The sequence below is a fragment of the Streptomyces sp. NPDC103540 genome (genome assembly GCF_055584445.1).
On sequence record NZ_JBVJMA010000003.1, the window covers coordinates 18,005 to 39,967 of the forward strand.

General features: G+C 72.8%; 23 protein-coding genes. 8 read left to right on the forward strand and 15 right to left on the reverse strand.

The genetic code is table 11. The features are described 5' to 3' along the window. Window positions 1-100: 100 nt before the first annotated feature. Complete coding sequence (locus ACZ6ZI_RS08030) at window positions 101-901, reverse strand: hypothetical protein (RefSeq protein WP_469517750.1); 801 nt, start codon at window positions 899-901, stop codon at window positions 101-103. A 160-nt stretch (window positions 902-1,061) separates the two neighbouring features. Between ACZ6ZI_RS08030 and ACZ6ZI_RS08035 the strand changes: the two genes are divergently transcribed. The 7 genes from ACZ6ZI_RS08035 (at window position 1,062) to ACZ6ZI_RS08065 (ending at window position 7,596) form a co-directional block, all read left to right on the forward strand. Next, a complete protein-coding gene (locus tag ACZ6ZI_RS08035) occupies window positions 1,062-1,667 on the forward strand; it encodes a phosphatase PAP2 family protein (protein WP_469517753.1) in 606 nt (201 codons plus the stop codon). Window positions 1,668-1,695: 28 nt separating this feature from the next. Beyond that, window positions 1,696-2,607, forward strand: a complete 912-nt coding sequence (locus ACZ6ZI_RS08040) for an HhH-GPD family protein (RefSeq protein ID WP_469517755.1) — start codon at window positions 1,696-1,698, stop codon at window positions 2,605-2,607. Between the two features lie 269 nt (window positions 2,608-2,876). Continuing rightward, window positions 2,877-3,437 carry a SigE family RNA polymerase sigma factor gene (locus ACZ6ZI_RS08045; protein WP_363062895.1) on the forward strand — a complete coding sequence of 187 codons (561 nt, stop codon included), beginning with the start codon at window positions 2,877-2,879 and terminating at the stop codon, window positions 3,435-3,437. Between the two features lie 38 nt (window positions 3,438-3,475). Beyond that, window positions 3,476-4,126 (forward strand): hypothetical protein, encoded by a 651-nt coding sequence (locus ACZ6ZI_RS08050; RefSeq protein ID WP_469517758.1) that lies wholly within the window; start codon window positions 3,476-3,478, stop codon window positions 4,124-4,126. 66 nt (window positions 4,127-4,192) lie between these two features. Further along, window positions 4,193-4,906, forward strand: a complete 714-nt coding sequence (gene cseB, locus ACZ6ZI_RS08055; RefSeq protein WP_363062899.1) for a two-component system response regulator CseB — start codon at window positions 4,193-4,195, stop codon at window positions 4,904-4,906. A 62-nt stretch (window positions 4,907-4,968) separates the two neighbouring features. Further along, window positions 4,969-6,282 (forward strand): two-component system sensor histidine kinase CseC, encoded by a 1,314-nt coding sequence (gene cseC / locus ACZ6ZI_RS08060; RefSeq protein ID WP_469517763.1) that lies wholly within the window; start codon window positions 4,969-4,971, stop codon window positions 6,280-6,282. 150 nt (window positions 6,283-6,432) lie between these two features. Next, complete coding sequence (locus ACZ6ZI_RS08065; RefSeq protein ID WP_469517766.1) at window positions 6,433-7,596, forward strand: LamG-like jellyroll fold domain-containing protein; 1,164 nt, start codon at window positions 6,433-6,435, stop codon at window positions 7,594-7,596. A gap of 132 nt (window positions 7,597-7,728) precedes the next feature. On the opposite strand, the gene ACZ6ZI_RS08070 is transcribed toward ACZ6ZI_RS08065, so the two are convergent. Then, window positions 7,729-8,346, reverse strand: a complete 618-nt coding sequence (locus ACZ6ZI_RS08070; protein WP_469517769.1) for a M23 family metallopeptidase — start codon at window positions 8,344-8,346, stop codon at window positions 7,729-7,731. A gap of 422 nt (window positions 8,347-8,768) precedes the next feature. After that, window positions 8,769-11,294 carry an ATP-dependent Clp protease ATP-binding subunit gene (locus ACZ6ZI_RS08075; protein ID WP_363062907.1) on the reverse strand — a complete coding sequence of 842 codons (2,526 nt, stop codon included), beginning with the start codon at window positions 11,292-11,294 and terminating at the stop codon, window positions 8,769-8,771. A 451-nt stretch (window positions 11,295-11,745) separates the two neighbouring features. Between ACZ6ZI_RS08075 and ACZ6ZI_RS08080 the strand changes: the two genes are divergently transcribed. Next, window positions 11,746-12,348 carry an SCO3374 family protein gene (locus ACZ6ZI_RS08080; RefSeq protein ID WP_469517773.1) on the forward strand — a complete coding sequence of 201 codons (603 nt, stop codon included), beginning with the start codon at window positions 11,746-11,748 and terminating at the stop codon, window positions 12,346-12,348. Here ACZ6ZI_RS08080 and ACZ6ZI_RS08085 read toward each other — a convergent pair. The 12 genes from ACZ6ZI_RS08085 to ACZ6ZI_RS08140 form a co-directional block, all read right to left on the reverse strand. Continuing rightward, window positions 12,327-12,665, reverse strand: a complete 339-nt coding sequence (locus ACZ6ZI_RS08085; protein WP_363062911.1) for a histone-like nucleoid-structuring protein Lsr2 — start codon at window positions 12,663-12,665, stop codon at window positions 12,327-12,329. The two genes, ACZ6ZI_RS08080 and ACZ6ZI_RS08085, sit on opposite strands and share 22 nt — an antisense overlap. Window positions 12,666-12,831: 166 nt before the next feature. Further along, on the reverse strand, window positions 12,832-13,362 hold the full coding sequence (locus ACZ6ZI_RS08090) for an amino-acid N-acetyltransferase (RefSeq protein WP_363062913.1): 531 nt from the start codon (window positions 13,360-13,362) through the stop codon (window positions 12,832-12,834). 9 nt (window positions 13,363-13,371) lie between these two features. Further along, window positions 13,372-13,794 carry a BlaI/MecI/CopY family transcriptional regulator gene (locus tag ACZ6ZI_RS08095; protein WP_469517778.1) on the reverse strand — a complete coding sequence of 141 codons (423 nt, stop codon included), beginning with the start codon at window positions 13,792-13,794 and terminating at the stop codon, window positions 13,372-13,374. Window positions 13,795-13,962: 168 nt separating this feature from the next. Continuing rightward, a complete protein-coding gene (locus tag ACZ6ZI_RS08100; protein WP_363062916.1) occupies window positions 13,963-14,130 on the reverse strand; it encodes a hypothetical protein in 168 nt (55 codons plus the stop codon). 14 nt (window positions 14,131-14,144) lie between these two features. Then, window positions 14,145-14,867 (reverse strand): hypothetical protein, encoded by a 723-nt coding sequence (locus ACZ6ZI_RS08105; protein ID WP_469517781.1) that lies wholly within the window; start codon window positions 14,865-14,867, stop codon window positions 14,145-14,147. Window positions 14,868-14,956: 89 nt separating this feature from the next. Further along, window positions 14,957-15,148 carry a DUF397 domain-containing protein gene (locus ACZ6ZI_RS08110; protein ID WP_363062920.1) on the reverse strand — a complete coding sequence of 64 codons (192 nt, stop codon included), beginning with the start codon at window positions 15,146-15,148 and terminating at the stop codon, window positions 14,957-14,959. A gap of 133 nt (window positions 15,149-15,281) precedes the next feature. Then, entirely contained in the window at window positions 15,282-16,034 is a 753-nt protein-coding gene (locus tag ACZ6ZI_RS08115; protein WP_469517785.1) for a GntR family transcriptional regulator, read from the reverse strand. Window positions 16,035-16,332: 298 nt separating this feature from the next. Then, window positions 16,333-17,142 (reverse strand): type III pantothenate kinase, encoded by an 810-nt coding sequence (locus ACZ6ZI_RS08120; RefSeq protein ID WP_363062924.1) that lies wholly within the window; start codon window positions 17,140-17,142, stop codon window positions 16,333-16,335. 3 nt (window positions 17,143-17,145) lie between these two features. Further along, window positions 17,146-18,114 (reverse strand): carboxylating nicotinate-nucleotide diphosphorylase, encoded by a 969-nt coding sequence (gene nadC, locus ACZ6ZI_RS08125; RefSeq protein ID WP_363062941.1) that lies wholly within the window; start codon window positions 18,112-18,114, stop codon window positions 17,146-17,148. 2 nt (window positions 18,115-18,116) lie between these two features. Then, window positions 18,117-19,808 (reverse strand): L-aspartate oxidase, encoded by a 1,692-nt coding sequence (locus tag ACZ6ZI_RS08130; protein WP_469518637.1) that lies wholly within the window; start codon window positions 19,806-19,808, stop codon window positions 18,117-18,119. Between the two features lie 122 nt (window positions 19,809-19,930). Then, on the reverse strand, window positions 19,931-20,926 hold the full coding sequence (panC, locus tag ACZ6ZI_RS08135; RefSeq protein WP_469517790.1) for a pantoate--beta-alanine ligase: 996 nt from the start codon (window positions 20,924-20,926) through the stop codon (window positions 19,931-19,933). Continuing rightward, complete coding sequence (locus ACZ6ZI_RS08140; protein ID WP_469517792.1) at window positions 20,923-21,858, reverse strand: Rossmann-like and DUF2520 domain-containing protein; 936 nt, start codon at window positions 21,856-21,858, stop codon at window positions 20,923-20,925. The genes panC and ACZ6ZI_RS08140 overlap by 4 nt, the downstream gene beginning before the upstream one ends. Window positions 21,859-21,963: the final 105 nt, after the last annotated feature.

The window sequence follows — 21,963 nt, forward strand, 5'->3', positions numbered from 1 at the left end:
CCGGGAGCGCCCTTCGGCGTGCCTCCCGGAGCCCCGTGGGTCGGGTCCGTCAGTCGGGTCCCGACGGTCGGGTCCCGTGGGTCGGGTCCCGTGGGTCGGGTCAGTCCTGCTTCAGGACGAACGAGGTCTGGGCCACCGGCATGTCCTTCGCCTTGACCTCCACCACGTACGTGTCCGGGGTGGCGCTGCCCGCCGGCGGCGTCTGGCACTGGTCGGGGGCGCTGAACCTGCGGTCCCACTCCAGCGACTGCTTCGCCTCGCCCTGCGCCGGGACGCGGAAGAAGGCGGTGGCCGCGCCGGTGGGGCAGTCGGCGGAGGACCAGACGGCCTTGGCGCCCGTGGCCTGAAGGATCGTCACGACGGCCTGCTTCGGGCCGATTCCGAACTTGCAGGTGCTGCCGGTGACGTTGCGGACGAAGAGTTCGAGGCGGGGCTTCTCGTTCGTCTCGTACTCGTTCTTCACGCTCTTGACCTCCCACTGCACGGCGCCGGGCGCGCACGTGGGCAGGGGGGAGTCCGCCGGGACCTGGGCGCCGCCGCCCGCGGTCGATCCGCCGGCGGCGCCGGCGCCCGGGCCACCGCCCGGCTCGCCGTTCTTGCCGACGCCGCCCGCGCCCGAGCCGGAACCCGACCCGGTGCCGGCCGCGGCGCCCGACTCGGTCCGGCCGCCGGGCGCCTGACTGATCGCCGGCCCGGTGCCGGAGGGGCCCGGGGTGATGGTCTTGGTGGGGCCGGAGCCGTCCCCGCCGCCCTTGCCGTTCGTACTGGAGCCGCCGCCACCGGAACTGACGGTCCATACGGCGAGCAGCGCGAGGAGCGCCGCGACGGACGCCAACACGGCCCTCCGCCGCCAGTAGATGGAGGAGGGGAGCGGCCCGACCGGATTGCGCAGTGATCCCACGCACCGAACCTTACGAGAACTCGCCCCGCGATCAGTGCCCCACATGCCGCGGTTCCGACAGGTTTTGCCGATGATCATCCCGCGGGAGCACACGGGGGCGGTCGGTATGAGCCAGGGGCCCGGTACGACCGCTCCGGGGCCTTGCGTACCGTCAGTGACCATGGACAGCTCTGACCTCTACCGCGACATCACCGACTACGCCCACTCCGCACCCCCCTGGTTGCAGTCGGCAGTCGAGGTCTTCACCGAATACGGGCTCCTGCTCTTCGCCGTGCTCTACATATCCGTGTGGTGGCGGGCGCGCGCGCAGGCCCCCCGGGCGCTCGCCCTGGCGGTCCTGGCACCGCTGGTCACCGCCCTCGTCTACGTCGCCTCCGAGGGGGTCAAGTCGACCATCGAGGAGGAACGGCCGTGCCGGGCCGTGGCCGGGGCCGCCGCGGCCCTGCTGCCGTGCCCGCCCTACGGGGACTGGTCCTTCCCCAGCAACCACTCGGCGATCGCCGCCGCGGCCGCCGTGGGCGTGGCGCTCGCCGCGCCCCGGCTGGCGCTGCTGACGCTCCCGGTTGCGGTGCTGATGGCGTACTCCCGGGTGTTCGTCGGGGCGCACTACCCGCACGACGTCGCGATGGGGCTGCTCCTGGGCGCCTCCCTGGGGACGCTGGCCGTGCTCGGCCTGGCCGGTCCGATGACGCGGCTGACCTCCGCCGTGCGGGGCTCCGGCAATCCGCTGGCCGTCTGGTTCACCGGCCGGGGCCCGGCGCACTGAACCCGAAACGTGCCAGGATGCGTGTGCCATGACTGCATCGCCTTCAGACACCTCCGCCGCGCGTGCGCGCGCGCTGCTGCACTCGTCCGTCATCACCTGGTTCGACGAGCACGCCCGTGACCTGCCCTGGCGTCGGCCCGAGGCCGGCCCCTGGGGGGTCATGGTCAGCGAGTTCATGCTCCAGCAGACGCCCGTCAGCCGGGTCCTGCCGGTCTACGAGCAGTGGATCGCCCGCTGGCCCCGACCGGCCGACCTGGCCGCCGAGGCGCCGGGCGAGGCCGTACGGGCCTGGGGGCGCCTGGGCTACCCCCGGCGGGCGCTGCGCCTGCACGGCGCGGCGGTGGCGATAACGGAGCGGCACGGGGGCGACGTACCGCGCGACCACGCGCAGCTGTTGGCGCTGCCGGGGATCGGCGAGTACACGGCGGCGGCGGTGGCCTCCTTCGCGTACGGGCAGCGGCACGCGGTGCTGGACACGAACGTGCGCCGGGTCTTCGCCCGCACCACCACCGGCGTCGAGTACCCGCCGAACGCGACGACCGCCGCCGAGCGGCGCCTGGCGCGCGAGCTGCTGCCCGAGGACGAGCCGACGGCGGCCCGCTGGGCGGCGGCCTCCATGGAGCTGGGCGCCCTCGTGTGCACCGCCAAGAGCCCGGACTGCGCGCGCTGCCCGGTGGCCGGGCAGTGCGCCTGGCGGCTGGCGGGCAAGCCCGCGCACGACGGACCGCCGCGGCGCGGTCAGACGTACGCGGGCACCGACCGGCAGGTGCGCGGCAAGCTCCTCGCCGTGCTGCGGGAGGCGGTCGGCCCCGTTCCGCAGTCGGTGCTGGACACGGTGTGGGACGAGCCGGTGCAGCGGGCACGGTCGCTGGACGGGCTGGTCGCGGACGGGCTGGTGGAGCCGCTCGCGCACGGGATGTACCGCCTGCCGCAGGGCTGAGCGGGGACGCCGCGGCGCCGGGCCCCGCCCCTCCTCGGCGCCGGGCCCCGCCCCTCCGCGGCGCCGGCCCGCGGACCCCGGACCCCATCGAACTGAGGCACAGATTCCGCTTCCGCCCACGAAACCGCAGCTCACGGGCGTTGTTACACAACCTACGGGTGTCCGTGCGCCCACCGAAGGCTGACCCGCACAGTGCCGTGACAACCCGTCCGTAACTTCGGATCCACAAGGCAGGGACGTTCGGTGGACGGCAGGCGGAGGCGGTCAGGATGGCGCACGGCGAGGTACTCGAATTCGAGGAGTACGTACGCACCCGGCAGGACGCGCTCCTGCGCAGCGCCCGTCGCCTGGTCCCGGACCCCACCGACGCGCAGGACCTCCTCCAGACCGCGCTCGTGCGCACCTACGGCCGCTGGGAGGGCATCGCCGACAAGTCCCTGGCCGACGCCTACCTCCGCCGGGTCATGATCAACACCCGGACCGAGTGGTGGCGGGCCCGCAAGCTCGACGAGGTCCCCACCGAGCAGCTCCCGGACGCCTCCGTCGAGGACGGCTCCGAGCAGCGCGCCGACCGCGCCCTGCTGATGGACATCCTCAAGGTGCTCGCGCCCAAGCAGCGCAGCGTGGTGGTCCTGCGACACTGGGAACAGATGAGCACCGAGGAAACGGCCGCGGCGCTCGGCATGTCGACGGGAACCGTGAAGAGCACCCTGCACCGCGCCCTGGCCCGACTCCGGCAGGAACTGGAGAGTCGGGACCTGGACCTGCGCGCGCTGGAACGCGGTGACCACACCATCCGTGACGAGGGGCGGGAGCGGTGCGCGGCCTGAGGGGCCCAGATCTGAGCGGCAGGTCTTCACTGGTGCTGATGTCGACGGGGACGATCGTCCTCGTCGGCACAGTGCTGTTCGCGGCCGGATGTTCCACCGGCGGCACGGGTCTGCGGGACGGCGGCCCCGCCCGGACCGACCCGGTGGTGCGCAGCACCCCGCCGACGGCCGAGGCGGCCACCGAACCGGCCGGGCCCGGCCACTCGCCCGCCGCGGGCACGGCGAACCCGGTCAAGAAGGTCGACCCGGTGGCCCTGCTGAAGGCGGACCCCAAGGTCAGCTCCGCCGTCAAACGGGACCTCAAGCCCTGCACGGGCAACGAGTACCCGGTGGACGTCAGCTACGGCAAGGTCACCGGGAACACGGAAGTCGACATCGTGGTCAACGTGCTGTCCTGCGCCGACGCGCTCGGCCGCGGCTCGTACGTGTACCGGTCGGCGGCCGGCAAGTACGAGAATGTGTTCTCGGACGAGCGACCACCCGTCTACGCCGAGATCGACCGGGGCGACCTCGTGGTCAACAAGCCCGTGTACGCGAAGAGCGACGCCCTGGCCTACCCCTCCGGCGAAGACGTGATCACCTACCGCTGGGACGGGGAGAAGTTCACCGAACTGGACCGGGTGCACACGGAGTACAGCAACGTGGTCGACGGCGGGGGCCAACCCGCACCGGCCATCACCAAGAACTGACGTACGGGAGCACCGCGGCCCGCGCGAGACGGACGACCGCGGCGAGGACACGAAGTGAGGCTGGGCATGGCGGAGACCCATGTGCTGTTCGTGGAGGACGACGACGTCATCCGCGAGGCCACGACCCTGGCGCTGGAACGCGACGGGTTCGTGGTCACCGCCATGCCCGACGGCCTGTCCGGCCTGGAGTCCTTCCGCGCGAACCGCCCCGACATCGCGCTGCTGGACGTCATGGTGCCGGGCATGGACGGCGTGAGCCTGTGCCGGCGCATCCGCGACGAGTCCACCGTCCCCGTCATCATGCTGTCGGCGCGCGCCGACAGCATCGACGTGGTCCTGGGCCTGGAGGCGGGCGCCGACGACTACGTCACCAAGCCCTTCGACGGCTCCGTGCTGGTCGCCCGCATCCGCGCCGTCCTGCGCCGCTTCGGACACGCCGGCGGCAACCACAACGGCGCCTACGGCGGCCCCGACGCGGACGACTCCGGCGAACGCGGCGTGCTGTCCTTCGGCGACCTGGAGGTCGACACCGAGGGCATGGAGGTCCGCAGGGCCGGCGCCCCGGTGGCCCTGACCCCCACCGAGATGCGACTGCTCCTGGAGTTCTCCTCCGCCCCCGGCACCGTCCTGTCCCGCGACCGGCTCCTGGAGCGGGTGTGGGACTACGACTGGGGCGGCGACACCCGCGTCGTGGACGTCCACGTCCAACGACTGCGCACCAAGATCGGCCAGGACCGCATCGAGACGGTCCGCGGCTTCGGCTACAAGCTCAAGGCATGAGGTCCGACCGCATGAGAACCGCGACCGCGTGAGGACCACCACCGCATGAGGGCCACCACCATATGAGGCGCTTCACCCTGCGCACGGGGATCCGCTGGAAGATCACGCTCGCCATCGCCGCCGTCGGCGCGCTCACCGCGCTCGCCCTGAGCCTGGTGGTGCACAGCGCCGCCCGCGTCTCGATGCTGGAGAGCGCCCGCGACGGCGAGCTGGCCCGCGTCCAGTTCATCGCCGTGAACGCCGAAGCCGGCCGCAAGCCCATCTGGGGCGCCAAGCTCAACGACCCCGACCTGCCCGCCGAACTGCGCGAGAAGGCCCGGTCGGGCCGGCGCGGCACCTACATCCAGGAGAACCCGAGGGGCAAGCAGGAGGTGTGGGCCGCCGTCCCGCTCGGCAACGGGCAGGTGCTGTCCCTCCACCACCCCTTCCGGGAGAGCGCCAACATGGTGCGGGACCTGGACCAGGCGCTCATCGTCGGCTCCCTCGCCGTGGTGATCGGCGGCTCGGCCCTCGGCGTGCTCATCGGCGGCCAGATCTCCAGCCGGCTGCGCAAGGCCGCGGCCGCCGCCCAGCGCGTCGCGCACGGGGACCCCGAGGTCCGCGTACGGGACGCGGTGGGAGGCGTCGTACGCGACGAGACGGACGACCTCGCGCGCGCCGTGGACGCCATGGCCGACGCCCTCCAACAACGGCTGGAGGCCGAACGGCGGGTGACCGCCGACATCGCCCACGAGCTGCGCACCCCGGTGACGGGCCTGCTGACCGCCGCGGAGCTGCTGCCGCCCGGCCGGCCGACGGAACTGGTGCGCGACCGGGCCCAGGCCATGCGGGCCCTGGTCGAGGACGTCCTGGAGGTGGCCCGGCTGGACAGCGCCTCCGAGCGGGCCGAGCTCCAGGACGTGGCCCTGGGCGAGTTCGTCAGCCGCCGGGTGGCCACGCTCATGCCCGAGGCGACCGTACGGGTCGTGGCGGACGAGATCGTCAGCACCGACCCGCGCCGCCTGGAGCGCATCCTCGGCAACCTGCTGGCGAACGCCGCCCGCTACGGCAAGGCCCCGATCCAGGTCGACATCGAGGGCCGCGTCGTGCGCGTGCGCGACCACGGCCCCGGCTTCCCCGAGGCCCTGCTGCGCGAGGGCCCGAGCCGCTTCCGCACCGGCTCCACGGACCGCGCCGGCGTCGGCCACGGCCTGGGACTGACCATCGCGGAGGGACAGGCGCGGGTCCTCGGCGCCCGGCTGACGTTCCGCAACGTCGCCGCGCCCGGCGGGTCGGTGGCCGAGGGCGCCTCCGCCGGCGCCGTGGCGGTGCTGTGGCTCCCGGAGCACGCCCCGACGGCCACGGGAAGCTTCCCGATCGTCCAGCTCCCGGGCTGACCCGCGGGCCTGCGGGGCGGCGTACGGGCCCGCGGGGCGGCGGCGCGCGGGCCCGGGACCGCCGGGGCACGGCTCCGGGACCGACGGGATACGGCTCCGGGACCGACGGGGCCGTTCGCCGCGACGGGCCCATGTCTTAGCATCCGTGCCATGACTGACGGTACGGATCGCCCGCACAGCCCCCAGCCCGACCCCGCCCCCGGGAGCGGCGGCGGCTACGGATACCCGCCGGGCGCGATACCCGGCGGGTACGGCGCGCCGCAGCCGGGGCAGCCGAACCCGTACCGGTCCGAACCGGCCCCGGGGCAGGGGCAGGGGCAGGGCTTCGGGCCGCCGCCGGCCGGACCCGCGCAGCCGCAGGCGCAGCCCCAGGCGGCGTTCCCGGCCCCCGAGACCTTCAGCGCCACCCCGCAGCCCGACTGGCAGGCGCTGGCCGACCGCACCGAGGCCGAACAGCGCAAGCGCCGGCTGCTGACCTTCGGGATCGGCGGCCTCGTCCTCGCCCTCGTCGCCGGCGGCACCGCCTGGTTCTTCCTGAAGGACTCCGACGACCCCGCCGACAAGCCGGCCACCGCCGTCTCCGGCTCCCCCGACCCCTCCGGCGGCACGGCCGAGTCCCCCGACCCGAAGCCCTCCGAGGACGACTCCCCCACCGTGCCGGGCGAACCCAACCTGCTGCGCGACCGCAGCGGCAAGCTGGCCGTGGCCCTGGGCCCCGGCGCCTCCCTGGGAGAGCTGTCCAAGCGGACCGAGGTGCGCTTCAAGGGGACGCCCGACTCCTACGCGCAGGGCTCCGAGGCCGCCGTGGACGTGACGAGGAGCTTCACCGTCTCCACCCGCGCCTACAACGTCGCCGAGAACGGCTCCCGGATGGCGGTGAGCCAGGGCGACGGGGACTCGTACTCCTTCGAGCTGGGCTTCGAGGTCGTGAACGGCAAGAAGGCCTGGGTGTTCCGGGTCCAGACCGGCGACAAGGGCCAGGGGGCCACGGCCCAGCAGGTCGTCGCCGACAACGTCGACACGACGCGGACGTGGGCCCTGCTGACGGGCACCTACGACGCCGAGAAGAAGACGATCGCGCTGTGGGTCGACGACAAGCAGGCCGGACAGGCCCAGGTCGCCGGCATCTGGGCGGGCCCCGGTCCGCTCCAGCTGGGCCGGGCCCGCCACCACGGGATCTGGAGCGCCGCCTGGGACGGCCCGCTCGACCACATCCGGATCTTCGACCAGGCACTGGGCCAGGCGCAGATCACCGGCATGAAGAACGACAAGCTCGACAAGAAGACCCGCCCGACGCACTCCTGGCTGGTCTAGCCGTCCGACCGGCCGGCTCCCGATCGGGTCCCGGCCGGCCGCCGATCGACGGAACGCCCGAGGGCCCCGGACGTGGTGACGTCCGGGGCCCTCGGGCTGTGGCGGTGCGGCCGGGGCCGCGTACCGCCCGGGTCAGATGCTGACGCCGACGCCCCGCAGGAAGGCCATCGGGTTGATGGCCGAGCCGTAGTTCGGGGTGGTGCGGATCTCGAAGTGCAGGTGCGGGCCGCTGGAGTTGCCGGTGTTGCCGGACAGCGCGATCTGCTGGTTGACGGCGACCTTCTGGCCGATGTTGACCTGGATCTTCGACAGGTGCGCGTACTGGGAGTACTTGCCGTTCGCGTGCTTGATCACGACGGCGTTGCCGTACGCGGGGCCGTCGCCGCCACCGTTGGGGCCGGCCTTGACGACGGTGCCGGCCGCGGCGGCCTTGACCGGGGTGCCGGTCGGGACGGCGAAGTCCTGGCCGGAGTGCTTGTGCGACCACATGTTGCCGCCGAGACCGAAGGTGGCGGAGAGCGTGTAGCTCTTGACCGGCTTGGCCCACAGGGTGGACTGCGCGGCGGCGGCCTTGGCCTGGGCGTCGGCCTGCGCCTGGACGGCGGCCAGCTCGACGGTGGCGGGCATCGCGGAGGGGGCCTCGTCGGCGAAGGCGGCGGCCGTGCCGGCTCCGAGCGCCAGGACCGCACCGAGACCGGTGGCGGTGATGGCGGTGCGGATACGACGGGTGCTGACGCGCTTCGCGGACATGTGCGGACCTCCGGGGCCGGGGACAAGGACGTGAATCAGGCAAGAAAGGACCCGGCTCTGCGGCCTGTGTGCCGTCGGTGCCGGGCTTGCCCATCCTTGGTAACCCGTGTCCCCGGACTTCCCCAAACATCCCTTTTACTACCCCGGCTCGTAGGAGCCGGGGTGTGACGTGGTCGGTTGACGGCCCACGGCCTGGTTCAAGGGGAGGAGGAGAAGGGGCAAAACGGACAGGTGAGTCTACGAGAGTTCCTAGTAGGTCCGATTTGCCCTGTGCGGCTTGTCACCGGCTCCCGGGGCCCCGGGTGGCGCCCGTCACCCGGGATTCCACCGGGGAGCGGCCCCGGAACCACGCCAAAGGGGCGGCCCCGGAACCGATCGGTTCCGGGGCCGCCCCTTCGTACCGCCTGTAAGGGCGCCGGTGCCTACGCGCCCTTGGAGAGGTCCGGGCCGGAGCCCGTGGCCTCGATCGGGGGCAGGTCGGGCAGGGCCGACTTCTCCTCGCCGCGGAAGGTGAACTTGGCGTCCTCGCCCTCACCCTCCACGCCGACGACCACGATGTGACCGGGGCGCAGCTCGCCGAAGAGGATCTTCTCCGACAGCAGGTCCTCGATCTCGCGCTGGATGGTCCGGCGCAGCGGGCGCGCACCCATGATCGGGTCGTAGCCGCGCTTGGCCAGGAGCAGCTTCGCGTCACCGCTGAGCTCGATGCCCATGTCGCGGTCCTTGAGGCGCTCGTCCACCTTGGCGATCATCAGGTCGACGATCTGGATGATGTCTTCCTGGCTGAGCTGGTGGAAGACCACCGTGTCGTCGACACGGTTCAGGAACTCGGGCCGGAAGTGCTGCTTGAGCTCTTCGTTGACCTTCGCCTTCATCCGGTCGTAACCGGTGCGGACGTCGCCCTGGGCGGCGAAGCCCAGGTTGAAGCCCTTGGAGATGTCCCGCGTACCCAGGTTGGTCGTCATGATGATGACCGTGTTCTTGAAGTCCACGACCCGGCCCTGGGAGTCGGTCAGGCGACCGTCCTCCAGGATCTGGAGAAGGGAATTGAAGATATCCGGGTGCGCCTTCTCGACCTCGTCGAAGAGGACGACGGAGAACGGCTTCCGGCGGACCTTCTCGGTCAGCTGGCCGCCCTCTTCGTAGCCCACGTAGCCGGGGGGCGAACCGAAGAGACGGGAAACCGTGTGCTTCTCGCTGAACTCCGACATGTCGAGGGAGATCAGCGCGTCCTCGTCACCGAAGAGGAATTCGGCGAGCGTCTTGGACAGCTCGGTCTTACCGACACCGGACGGGCCGGCGAAGATGAACGAGCCACCGGGACGCTTCGGGTCCTTCAGACCCGCACGGGTACGGCGGATGGCCTGCGAGAGCGCCTTGATGGCGTCCTTCTGGCCGATGACGCGCTTGTGGAGCTCGTCTTCCATGCGCAGGAGGCGGGAGGACTCCTCCTCCGTGAGCTTGAAGACGGGAATGCCGGTCGCGGTCGCGAGGACTTCGGCGATGAGCTCGCCGTCGACCTCGGCGACGACGTCCATGTCGCCGGCCTTCCATTCCTTCTCGCGCTTGGCCTTCGCGGCGAGCAGCTGCTTCTCCGAATCACGGAGCGAAGCCGCCTTCTCGAAGTCCTGGGAGTCGATGGCCGACTCCTTGTCGCGGCGCACGCCCGCGATCTTCTCGTCGAACTCGCGGAGGTCCGGCGGCGCGGTCATCCGACGGATGCGCATCCGGGAGCCGGCCTCGTCGATCAGGTCGATCGCCTTGTCCGGCAGGAAGCGGTCCGAGATGTAGCGGTCCGCGAGCGTCGCCGCCTGGACGAGGGCCTCGTCCGTGATGGAGACGCGGTGGTGGGCCTCGTAGCGGTCGCGCAGGCCCTTGAGGATCTCGATCGTGTGGGGGAGGGAAGGCTCCGCCACCTGGATCGGCTGGAAGCGGCGCTCCAGCGCGGCGTCCTTCTCGAGGTGCTTGCGGTACTCGTCGAGCGTCGTGGCACCGATGGTCTGGAGCTCACCACGGGCCAGCATGGGCTTCAGGATGCTCGCGGCGTCGATCGCGCCCTCGGCGGCGCCCGCACCCACGAGGGTGTGGAGCTCGTCGATGAACAGGATGATGTCGCCGCGGGTGCGGATCTCCTTCAGGACCTTCTTCAGGCGCTCCTCGAAGTCACCGCGGTAGCGGGAACCGGCGACGAGCGCACCCAGGTCGAGGGTGTAGAGGTGCTTGTCCTTGAGGGTCTCGGGCACCTCGCCCTTGACGATGGCCTGGGCCAGGCCCTCGACGACGGCGGTCTTGCCGACGCCGGGCTCGCCGATGAGGACCGGGTTGTTCTTGGTGCGGCGGGACAGCACCTGCATGACCCGCTCGATCTCCTTCTCGCGCCCGATGACCGGGTCGAGCTTGGATTCGCGGGCCGCCTGGGTGAGGTTGCGGCCGAACTGGTCGAGGACGAGCGAGGTCGAGGGGGTCCCCTCGGCCGGGCCGCCCGCCGTGGCCGACTCCTTGCCGCCGCCGGTGTAGCCGGAGAGCAGCTGGATGACCTGCTGCCGAACCCTGTTGAGATCGGCGCCCAGCTTCACGAGGACCTGGGCGGCGACGCCCTCGCCCTCGCGGATCAGGCCGAGCAGGATGTGCTCGGTGCCGATGTAGTTGTGGCCGAGCTGGAGGGCCTCTCGGAGCGAAAGCTCCAGGACCTTCTTCGCCCGCGGGGTGAAGGGGATGTGCCCGGACGGGGCCTGCTGGCCCTGACCGATGATCTCCTCAACCTGCTGGCGAACAGCCTCGAGCGAAATCCCGAGGCTCTCCAGGGCCTTAGCGGCGACACCCTCACCCTCGTGGATCAAGCCCAGGAGGATGTGCTCGGTGCCGATGTAGTTGTGGTTGAGCATCCGGGCTTCTTCCTGAGCCAGGACGACAACCCGCCGCGCGCGGTCGGTGAACCTCTCGAACATCGTTTATCGCTCCTCAGAGCGGTCGGGCAGTTCGGGGTCGGTCCCCGCCCTGTCCTTCCGCATGCTAGTCCCGCGGGGCGGGACAGCTCATTCCAACTGCCGACATCCGTCTGCGGCTCACCCCCACGTCGGTGAGGAAAACCGGCTGTAAGAGCCGACAACTGCTCCAACCCGATGGTGCGAGACGATGTTCCCGCAGGCCAGGCAGATACCCGTCACACGTGTACGCCGATGGCGAACGGAAGCCGCTCAAATCAGCGTGTCGCCCCGATCCACTAGGAATGTCTTACCCGTAAGGACCGACAGTCCATGCCCCTGGGCACGGTTCCCTCCGCTACGGGCGAACACGCTTGTGTCCCGAATGTGGGACTCCGCCCGACGCGGGTTTACGTTCCGCAATGACCCGTGCGCGCCGCGTAACCCCGTGGTCGGGGCCGCAGTTGCTCCGGTCATGGTCTTCCGTGCCGCCGGCGCCCTCGTCCCGTCGCCCCGCGTGCCCGCCGCCGAGCCGCCGGCGACGTCCCGGGAGGCCGGGTGGGCCGCCTGGTACGCGCGCGTCCTGGGCTGGCCGGTGGCCGCGGGTCCGCCCGCGACGCTCCTGACCGGTCCCCGGTTCGACGTCCTGGACCTGCCCGCGGAGGCCGGTGCCGAGGTGCTGCGGGGCCCCGTGGCCACCGGTCCGGTGGCGCTGGCGGGGCGCAGGACGCTCTTCCTGGTGGCCCCGGGCGGGGCCGAGGAGCTGGACGGCCTGCTGGACTGGCTGGAGTGGGGCGGCGTGGCCCTGGACCTGGTGGCCCTCGGCGCGGGGGGCGGGATCACCGCTCCCGTGCCGCCGGGGCGCTCCGGGGTCCCCCGGGGGGCCGCCGTGTGGCTGCGGCCCCCGGAGCCGGGGTGCGGGGCCCGACTGCCGGCCCTGCCCGGTCCCGGGCGGGGCACCGGGCCCGGAGGGGACGCCGCGGGGCCCGATCTCGTACGCCTGGTGGCCGCGGCGGCGACGGAATGCCACCGCGCCCGCCTGGGTCGGCGTACGCGTCAGCCCTTGGCGTTCTCGTAGGCCTCGCGGATCTCGGCCGGGACGCGGCCGCGGTCGTTGACGCTCATGCCCTGGGACTTCGCCCAGGCGCGGATCTCCGCGGTGTCCGGGTTGCCCGTGGAGGCCGTGGCGCGGCCCTTGGCGCGACCGGTGGAGGCGCGGCCACCGGTGCGGCGTCCACCCTTGGTGTAAGGGTCGAGCAGCCCGCGGAGCTTTTCTGCGTTCGCGGTGGTGAGGTCGATCTCGTAGGTCTTGCCATCCAGAGCGAACGTCACGGTCTCGTCCGCCTCGCCACCGTCGAGGTCGTCGACAAGAAGGACCTGAACCTTCTGTGCCACCGGATTTCCTTTCATCGAAAATGCAGTACGCGGAAAGGAAACCGCTTTTGCCTGGAAAACACAAACCCCCGTGGAGAGGTTCAGGACCTCAACAAGGCGGGAAACGTGCGCGATTCGGACATAGGCCACAGGCGGGCCCTGCCCCGAAAAAGCCCGGCGTGATCGATCAGAGGTGCAGAAGCATCCGACTGTTGCCCAAGGTGTTCGGCTTCACTCGTTCGAGACCGAGGAACTCGGCGACGCCCTCGTCATAGGAACGCAGGAGCTCCATGTAGACATCGGTCTCCACGGGGGTCTCGCCGATCTCGACGAAGCCGTGCTTCGCGAAGAAGTCCACTTCGAAGGTCAGGCAGAATACCCGGCTCACGCCCAGTCGACGGGCCGTCTCCAACAACCTGGCGAGCACCTGGTGCCCGACGCCCGCGCCCTTCAACTCGCGGTCGACGGCGAGTGTGCGCACTTCCGCGAGGTCTTCCCACATGACGTGGAGGGCGCCGCAGCCGACCACCCGGCCGTCGGAGTCCCGTTCCGCGACCCAGAACTCCTGGATGTCCTCGTAAAGGACCACGGGGGCTTTGTCGAGGAGGATCCGCTGCTGCACGTACTGGTCGAGCAGGCCGCGCAGGGCCGGGACGTCACGGGTGCGGGCGCGGCGGATCGTGACTGATTTCGCGTCTGCGGTGGAAAGGTCTCCCATACCCGGACGTTATCGCCCCGGCTCGGTCCCGCGTGCGCCGGACTCCCCCTCGGGTTCGGCCGGGGTCTCGTCGTCGTGCTGGACGATCCGAACGGCGTCGCGGAGGGCCTCGCGCTGTTCCGCGGACATCATGCCGAAGAAGGCGACGAGAGCCGCCGCCGGGTTGTCGCTGGTGGACCAGGCTTCGTTCATCAGTGCGGCCGAGTAGGCGGCGCGGGTGGAGACCGCCGTATATCGGTAGGCGCGGCCTTCGGCTTCGCGCCGGACCCAACCCTTCTGATGGAGATTGTCCATAACGGTCATGACCGTGGTGTACGCGATGGACCGTTCCTGCTGGAGGTCTTCCAGGACTTCCCGAACGGTGACCGGGCGGTTCCACTGCCACACCCGCGTCATCACTGCGTCTTCGAGTTCTCCCAAGGGGCGAGGCACAACAGCACGATAGTGCGGCTTGGGATGAATTGCCCGACTATTCGCCGGCAACGCGCGGTGAAAACCCGCGCGGCGACAGCCGGGCCGGGACCGACGGGCGACCGGGCGCGCGGCCGCGCGCTGCTCGCGCGGCTGCTCGCCGGGCTCCTTGCGCGACTCCTCGCGCGACTACTTGCGCGGCTGCTGCGCGGACTCGGCGCGGGCGAGCACGGCGTCCACGGCCGCGTCCTCCTTGGCCTTGTTGGCACCGCCCTGGCTCTTGACGATCGTCACCACGAGGGCGATGAAGAACGCGGCCATCACGATGGGGGGCACGAGCGCGGAGACGTAGTCCATGCCCCCCAGCGTAGCTACCCGACCGCGCGACCGGCCGCCGGGGGCGGGGTCGGCTTGCGGCGCGGCGGGAAGACCTCGCCGGGGGTCGGGACGGGCCTGCCGGGCTCGGCGGGGCGCGGGGGTTCCTTGGGCGAGGGCTCCGGGCGGGGCTGTCCGGGGCGCGGCTCGGCGGCGGAGCGGGCGGCGGCGCCGGTGCGCGGCTCGCGGTCGGGGCGCGGCTCGCGGTCGGCCCGGTCGGCCGCCGTGCGGGGCGCGCCGTCCGTACGGGGCTCCTCGCGCCCCCCGGCCAGGGCCAGCAGCCGGGTGCGGGGCGCGGGGGTGACGGGGCCGGCCGCGGCCAGGCGGCGGCGTACGGAGCGCTCCGCGACGGCCTGGGCGCGCGCCAGCACGGCGGCGGCGGCCGGGTTGGCCCGCAGGGCGCGCAGGGCCGCGAGATCGTCCGGGACGGGCTCGTAGCCGGCCGCCAGGGCGTCCTGGAGCAGCTCCAGGTAGCCGGAGAGGCTCCCGGGCAGGGCTCCGCGGTAGCGGTCGAGATCGGCGAGCAGGAAGGCTCTGAGCCGCTGCGCCTCCGCGGTGGCCTCGTCCACCGACGCCGCGAGGCGCAGGCAGTCCTGGACCTCCGGGGCCGTCAGGGGGGCCGTGGAGGACTGGAGGGCGTGGGCGAGGAGACGCCTGAGCACGAGCAGCTCGGCGGCGCTGAACGCCATGCCGCCGCGGGATCCGTAGGGCGTGGGCATGGGGCGAAGATACGCGCTAATCGGACAAAACATCCTGAGGGTGGGCATGTGCGGCGCGGCGGACGGCCGGGGCCGCCGCGCCCGCCGGCTCAGTCGCCGCGCTTGACGGCCGCCACGAAGGCGGCCCAGGCGTCGTGGGTGGTGGCCATCACGAGGTGCGCGGGGTCGGCCCGGTCGGCGACCCGCACGAGCGTGCCGGGGGCCGCCGCGACGTAGACGCAGGCGTCACCCTCGCCGCAGTAGGACGATTTCCGCCACTCGGGGCGCGCGTTCGCGGTCATGGTCTCTCCTCCGCAGTGGACGAGTCGCGGTGCTTCTCCAGCGTGACGCTAGCGCCACGGGGCGTGGACTTCGCCGACATCCGGGAAAAACGTGCCCCGTATGTTCCGACGCGCGACGTTCCTCCGCCGGTTCTCATTCAACGGGAAAGGCGTACGCGATCTCGTAGCGGGAGTCCGGAATGACGAGGTCGGCGGTCTCCACGGGGCGGCCGTCGGTGTCGACGTACGTGCGCTCGACCTGGGTGATCAGGGCGCCGAGGCTGATCCCGAGGAGGTTGGCCTGGTCCTGGTTGGCCCGGGAGGGGCGCGGGACCTCCACGACCGAGGCCACCGTGATGCCGATGGCGCGCATGCGGGCCACGACGCCCGCGCCGCGCAGTTCGCCGTCCTCCGGCATGACGACGGGGGTGCCGGAGGTGATGGCCAGCGGCTCCCAGGACTCGGAGAGCTCGGCGGGGCTGCCGTCGGCCATGAACTCGTAGCGGGTCATCACGCAGGGGTCGCCGGGCTCGATGGCCAGGCGGGCCGCGATGTGCGCCGGGGCGGGCAGCTGGGGGTAGGTGCGGGAGTCCCAGGAGGCGGCGATGCCGTGCGCGGCGGCCTCGGAGCGGAAGGTGTTGCCGGAGCCGGGGACGCGGCGGCGGGTGCGCAGCATGCGCATGCGGCGGCGCGGGGTGCGGACGTAGGTGCCGGAGCCGGCGCGGCCTTCGAGGAGGCCCTCGATGATCAGCTGTTCCATGGCGCGTTGCGTGACGCTCTGCCCGACGGAGTACTCGGCGGCGAAACGGGCGCGCGAGGGCAGTTTGCCGCCGATCTCCCATTCACCCGCCTCGATCCGGTCGCGGAGTGAATCGACCACCTGCAAGTACGGTGATTTACGGGGCATTTGGGCCGTCCTGTGGCGTCTCGGCGGTGCCGTTTCCCATGCGCGGCGTCCGACGCCGCCAAGCTAACCGATCAGCTTGAAGCTGATGGTTCGGCCTGGCGGCCGGTGACCGGAGGTCGTACGGCCCCAAGTCGCCCCGGGACAAAGGCCGTAGGGGCGCGACACGCGCCCTCGCGGAGACGCCCGCCGACGGACGCGGACAGACTCGAACGGACGCGAACGGCCCCCGCCGGTGGGGCGGGGGCCGTCCGCGGGGGCGGGCGCCGGGCCCCCGCGCGGGGGCGCCGGAGCCTTCGCCTCAGCCGAAGTTGGGCACGTTGCGCTCGTAGACCAGCCGCAGGCCGATCAGTGTCAGCCACGGCTCGTGGTCGTCGATCACCGAGGACTCGCCCAGGACGATCGGGGCCAGCCCGCCGGTGGCGATGACGCGCACGTCGTCCGGATCGCCGCCCGGGCCCGCGAGCTCGCGCGCCATCCGGTTCACGATCCCGTCGACCTGGCCCGCGAACCCGTAGACCACGCCCGACTGCATCGCCTCGACCGTGGACTTGCCGATCACGTTGCGCGGACGCGCCAGCTCGATCTTGCGCAGCTGGGCGCCGCGCGCGCCCAGCGCCTCCATCGAGATCTCGATGCCCGGGGAGATCACCCCGCCCACGTACTCGCCCTTCGTGGAGACCGCGTCGAAGGTGGTCGCCGTACCGAAGTCGACGACGATCGCCGGCCCCCCGAACAGCTCGACGGCCGCGACCGCGTTGATGATGCGGTCCGCGCCGACCTCCTTCGGGTTGTCCATCAGGATCGGCACGCCCGTCTTGACGCCCGGCTCCACCAGCACCGCCGGGACGTCCCCGTAGTAGCGGCGCGTGACCTCGCGCAGCTCGTGCAGGACGGACGGGACGGTCGCGCAGATGGCGATGCCGTGGATCCCGTCGCCCAGTTCGGTGCCGAGCATCGGGTGCGTCCCCATCAGGCCCTGCATCAGGACGGCCAGCTCGTCGGCCGTCCTGCGCGGGTCGGTCGAGATGCGCCAGTGCTCGACGATCTCGTCACCGTCGAACAGGCCGAGGACCGTGTGGGTGTTGCCGACGTCGATGGTGAGGAGCACGGGTTACACCGCCTCGCGCAGGTCGAGGCCGATGTCCAGGATCGGCGAGGAGTGCGTGAGCGCGCCGACCGCCAGGAAGTCCACACCGGTCCCGGCGTAGGCGCGGGCGCTCTCCAGCGTCAGCCGGCCCGAGGACTCCAGCGTCGCGCGACCGGCCACGATCGCGACGGCCTCCTCGGTCTCCGGGACCGTGAAGTTGTCCAGCAGGATCAGGTCGGCGCCCGCGTCCACGACCTCGCGGACCTGGTGCATCGTGTCGACCTCGACCTCGACGGGCACGTCCGGGAAGGCCTCGCGGACGGCCTTGAAGGCCTGGGCGACGCCACCGGCCGCCACCACGTGGTTGTCCTTGACCAGCGCCGCGTCCGACAGCGACATGCGGTGGTTGACGCCGCCGCCGCAGCGCACCGCGTACTTCTCCAGCGAGCGCAGGCCCGGGGTCGTCTTGCGGGTGTCGCGGACCTTCGCCCCCGTGCCCTCCAGGACGTCCGCCCAGCGACGGGTGGCGGTCGCGATGCCCGACAGCCGGCACAGGATGTTCAGCGCGCTGCGCTCGGCCGTCAGCAGGTCGCGCGTGCGGGCGCGGACCGACAGCAGCAGCGCGCCGGCCTCGACCCGGTCGCCGTCCTCGGCGTGCCGCTCGACCTCGAAGGCCTCCGTGCACACCACGGAGAACACGGCCTCGGCGATCCGCAGACCGGCCACGACACCGGCCTCGCGGGCCACGAAGTCCGCGACGGCCTCGGCCTCCTCGGGGACGGTCGCGACGGTGGTCACGTCGACCCCGCCGTCCAGGTCCTCGGACAGCGCCATGTGCGCGATGTCCTCGACCTCGATCGGGTCCAGGCCCGCGTCGACCAGCAGCTGGGCGAGCGCCGGGTCGAGACCGGTCTCCTCGCCGTCACCGCAACCGCAGTCGTCGCCGCAGCCGCCTTCGTTCTGCTCGATCAGGGGGAGTTCGGGGGTGCTCACGGTCACTTCTCCAGGCTGAGGGGGTGAAGTACGGACGGGAAGTCCGCGGAGTCGGTGGGGGTGACGACCAGGGCCCGCTTCTCGGTACGCGACAGGCGCACGACGAGGTGGCGGCGCCATTCGGCGTCGTCCCGGTCGGGGTGGTCCTCGCGCCAGTGGCAGCCGCGGGTCTCCGCGCGCCGCTGCGCCGCGGCGACCAGGACCCGGGCCACGCACAGCAGGTTGGTCGCCTCCCAGGTCTCCACGCCGGGTACGGCCGTCTTGCCGTGGGCCTCCAGCTCGCCCAGAGCCGTCGTGTAGAGGTCCTCCAGCGCCGCGGCGGCCGTGGCGAGGGACTCGGCGGAACGCAGCACGCCCGCGCCCTGCGTCATGATCCGCTGGACCTCGAAGCGGGCCTCGGCCGGCTGGAGCGGGCCCGTGGCGGGCACCGGTATGCCCGGACCGCCGCCGTGCGGGGCCCGCGCCACGATGTCGTCCGCGATCCGCTCCGCGAAGACCAGGCCCTCCAGCAGCGAGTTGGAGGCCAGCCGGTTCGCGCCGTGCACGCCGGTGCAGGCGACCTCGCCGCACGCGTACAGGCCCGGGACCGTCGTACGGCCGTGCAGGTCGGTGCGTACGCCGCCCGACGCGTAGTGCGCGGCGGGCGCGACCGGGATCGGCTCCGTCACCGGGTCGATCCCGTGGGACCGGCACGCGGCCAGGATCGTCGGGAAGCGCTGCTCCCACATCGCGGCGCCGAAGTGGCGGGCGTCGAGGTACATGTGCTGCGCGCCCTGCTCCTGCATGCGGCGCATGATGCCCTTGGCGACGATGTCGCGCGGCGCCAGCTCGGCCAGCTCGTGCTGCCCCCGCATGAAGCGGACCCCGTCCGCGTCGACGAGGTACGCGCCCTCGCCGCGCACGGCCTCCGACACCAGCGGCTGCTGCCCCTCGGCGTCCGGGCCCAGGAAGAGCACGGTGGGGTGGAACTGGACGAACTCCAGGTCCGAGACCTCCGCGCCGGCGCGCAGCGCCAGGGCCACGCCGTCACCGGTGGAGACGGACGGGTTCGTGGTCGCGGAGAACACCTGGCCCATGCCGCCGGTCGCCAGGATCACGGCGGGCGCGTGGACGGCGCCGACGCCGTCGTGCTGCCCCTCGCCCATGACGTGCAGGGTGACCCCGGCCGTGCGGCCCTCGGCATCCTGGAGGAGGTCCAGGACCAGGGCGTTCTCCACCGTACGGATGCCGGCCGCGTGGACGGCGTCGACCAGGGCGCGGGAGATCTCGGCGCCGGTGGCGTCACCGCCCGCGTGCGCGATGCGCCGACGGTGGTGGCCGCCCTCCCGGGTCAGCTCGATCTCCCCGGTCTCGGCGGAGGTGTCGAAGACGGCGCCGGTCTCGATGAGCCGGTGGACGGCGCCGGGGCCCTCGGTCACCAGGAGCCGCACGGCCGCCTCGTCGCACAGGCCGGCGCCCGCGACCAGGGTGTCGTCCAGGTGCTGCTCGGGGGTGTCGCCCTCGCCGAGGGCCGCCGCGATGCCGCCCTGGGCCCAGCGGGTGGAGCCGTCGTCGAGACGGGCCTTGGTCACCACGACCGTACGGCGCCCCGCGGCGGCGCAGCGCAGCGCCGCCGTCAGGCCCGCGACGCCGGAACCGACGACCACGACGTCGGCGTCGAGCGCCCAGCCGGGCGCCGGGGCGTGCAGGCGTATGCCGGTGCCGCCCGTGGCGGAGCCGCCGGAGCCCGAGCCGCCGGAGCCCGAGCCGGTACCGGCACCGCTGTCGATGCCGCCGCCGCTGCCGTTCGCCGGGGTGCTGCCTCTGCCTGTGGTGCTCACGCGTGTGCTCCGAATTCCAGCGGGATGTTGTCGATCAGCCGGGTCGCGCCGACCTTCGCGGCGACCGCCAGGACGGCGTGTCCGGTGAAGTCGGGCCCCACGTCGGTGAAGTCGCGCGGGTCGACCAGCGCCAGGTAGTCCAGGGCCAGCGGCGGATCGTGCCGGCCCGCCTCCTCCAGGACGTGCCGGGCCGCGGCCCGTACGGCGTCCGGCAGGCAGCGGCTCGCGGCGGACACGGCGTGCGCGTCGGCGGAGGCCCGGACCTCGCCCAGCCGGGCCAGGGCGGTGGCCCGCTCGTCACTGGCCGGCGCGGCCTCGGCACGGGCCCGCAGCGCGGCCTGCGCGGCGAGCCGGTCCCGGCCCGCGAACAGCGACCGGGACAGGGCGAGCGCGGTGCGGCGTTCGGCCGTCGACAGGTAGCGGTTGCGCGAGGACAGGGCGAGCCCGTCCTCCTCACGGACCGTGGACACCCCGACGACCTCGACGGGGAAGTTCAGGTCGGTCACCATGCGCCGGATCAGCGCCAGTTGCTGGGCGTCCTTCTGACCGAAGAGGGCCAGGTCGGGGCGGGTGAGGTGGAGCAGCTTCGCGACGACGGTGAGCATCCCGTCGAAGTGCCCGGGCCGGGTGGCGCCCTCCAGCCGGCCGCCCATCGGTCCGGCGGTGATCCGCACCTGCGGGTCGCCGCCCGGGTACACCTCGTCGACGGAGGGCGCGAACACGGCGTCGGCGCCCGCCGCCGCGGAGATCCGCAGGTCCTCCTCCAGGGTGCGCGGGTAACGGTCGAGGTCCTCGTTCGCCCCGAACTGGAGGGGGTTGACGAAGACGGTGACGACGACCTGCCCGTCGGGCCCGGCCTGCTCGCGCGCCCCGCGGATGAGCGTGGCGTGCCCCTCGTGCAGGGCGCCCATGGTCATCACGACGGCGCGACGGCCGGCGCGCGGGAGCCCGTGGAGCTCTTCGGCGGTGTTCAGCAGGAGCGGGCCGGTCATCGCTCGCCACCCTCCGGTTCGACGGTGTCGGCGAGGACGCTGAGCAGGTCCTCGGCGAGTTCGGGCTTCAGCAGGCCGTGGGCGAGGGCCCGGTCGGCGGTGGTACGGGCCATCGCCAGGTACCCGGAGACGGTGGCCGGGGCGTGCTTGCGCAGCTCCGAGACGTGCGCGGCGACGGTGCCGGCGTCACCGCGCGCCACCGGCCCCGTGAGCGCGGCGTCACCGGACCGCAGGGCGTTGTCGAGGGCCGCGCCGAGCAGCGGACCGAGCATCCGGTCCGGGTGGCCGACGCCGGCCTTCCGGAGCAGCTCCATGGCCTGCGCGACCAGGGTGACCAGGTGGTTCGCGCCCAGGGCGAGAGCGGCGTGGTACAGCGGACGGTTCTCCTCCGCGATCCACTCGGGCTCCCCGCCCATCTCGATGACCAGGGCCTCCGCGGCCAGCCGCAGCTCCTCGGGGGCGGTCACCCCGAAGGAGCAGCCGGCGAGGCGCTGCACGTCGACCTCGGTACCGGTGAAGGTCATCGCGGGGTGCAGGGCCAGCGGCAGGGCGCCCGCGCGGCGCGCGGGGTCCAGCACGGCGGTCCCGTAGCGGCCGGAGGTGTGCACGAGGAGCCGGCCGGGCCGGACGGCCCCGGTGTTCGCCAGGCCCTCCACGAGCCCGGGCAGCGCGTCGTCGGGGACGGTCAGGAGCACCAGGTCGGCCCGCTCCAGCACCTGCGCGGGCGCCACCAGCGGCACGTCGGGCAGCATCCGCTCGGCGCGGCGCCGGGAGGCTTCGGAGACGCCGGACACGGCGACGGTGTGGTGACCGGCCTGCCGGAGCGCCAGGGCCAGCGCCGGGCCGACACGACCGGCCCCGACGACGCCGACGGCGAGCCGGGCAGGACGGCCGGACGGATCCCGGGGCTCCGTCTCATGGGGTGCGTTCACGCGGGGAATGCCTTCCGTTCCAGTCCGCGGGGGGTACCGGACGATACGCCGCCATGCTAGCTCCTGGGGCCCGGGGCCCGCCGGTGGCGGCCGGGTACCGCCGAC

Coding starts and splice junctions, on each gene's coding strand:
- ACZ6ZI_RS08035 (WP_469517753.1), top strand. CDS start 1,062: ATGGACAGCTCTGACCTCTACCGCGACATCACCGACTACGCCCACTCC.
- ACZ6ZI_RS08040 (WP_469517755.1), top strand. CDS start 1,696: ATGACTGCATCGCCTTCAGACACCTCCGCCGCGCGTGCGCGCGCGCTG.
- ACZ6ZI_RS08045 (WP_363062895.1), top strand. CDS start 2,877: ATGGCGCACGGCGAGGTACTCGAATTCGAGGAGTACGTACGCACCCGG.
- ACZ6ZI_RS08050 (WP_469517758.1), top strand. CDS start 3,476: ATGTCGACGGGGACGATCGTCCTCGTCGGCACAGTGCTGTTCGCGGCC.
- cseB (WP_363062899.1), top strand. CDS start 4,193: ATGGCGGAGACCCATGTGCTGTTCGTGGAGGACGACGACGTCATCCGC.
- cseC (WP_469517763.1), top strand. CDS start 4,969: ATGAGGCGCTTCACCCTGCGCACGGGGATCCGCTGGAAGATCACGCTC.
- ACZ6ZI_RS08065 (WP_469517766.1), top strand. CDS start 6,433: ATGACTGACGGTACGGATCGCCCGCACAGCCCCCAGCCCGACCCCGCC.
- ACZ6ZI_RS08070 (WP_469517769.1), bottom strand. CDS start 8,346: ATGTCCGCGAAGCGCGTCAGCACCCGTCGTATCCGCACCGCCATCACC.
- ACZ6ZI_RS08075 (WP_363062907.1), bottom strand. CDS start 11,294: ATGTTCGAGAGGTTCACCGACCGCGCGCGGCGGGTTGTCGTCCTGGCT.
- ACZ6ZI_RS08080 (WP_469517773.1), top strand. CDS start 11,746: ATGGTCTTCCGTGCCGCCGGCGCCCTCGTCCCGTCGCCCCGCGTGCCC.
- ACZ6ZI_RS08090 (WP_363062913.1), bottom strand. CDS start 13,362: ATGGGAGACCTTTCCACCGCAGACGCGAAATCAGTCACGATCCGCCGC.
- ACZ6ZI_RS08100 (WP_363062916.1), bottom strand. CDS start 14,130: ATGGACTACGTCTCCGCGCTCGTGCCCCCCATCGTGATGGCCGCGTTC.
- ACZ6ZI_RS08105 (WP_469517781.1), bottom strand. CDS start 14,867: ATGCCCACGCCCTACGGATCCCGCGGCGGCATGGCGTTCAGCGCCGCC.
- ACZ6ZI_RS08110 (WP_363062920.1), bottom strand. CDS start 15,148: ATGACCGCGAACGCGCGCCCCGAGTGGCGGAAATCGTCCTACTGCGGC.
- ACZ6ZI_RS08115 (WP_469517785.1), bottom strand. CDS start 16,034: ATGCCCCGTAAATCACCGTACTTGCAGGTGGTCGATTCACTCCGCGAC.
- panC (WP_469517790.1), bottom strand. CDS start 20,926: ATGACCGGCCCGCTCCTGCTGAACACCGCCGAAGAGCTCCACGGGCTC.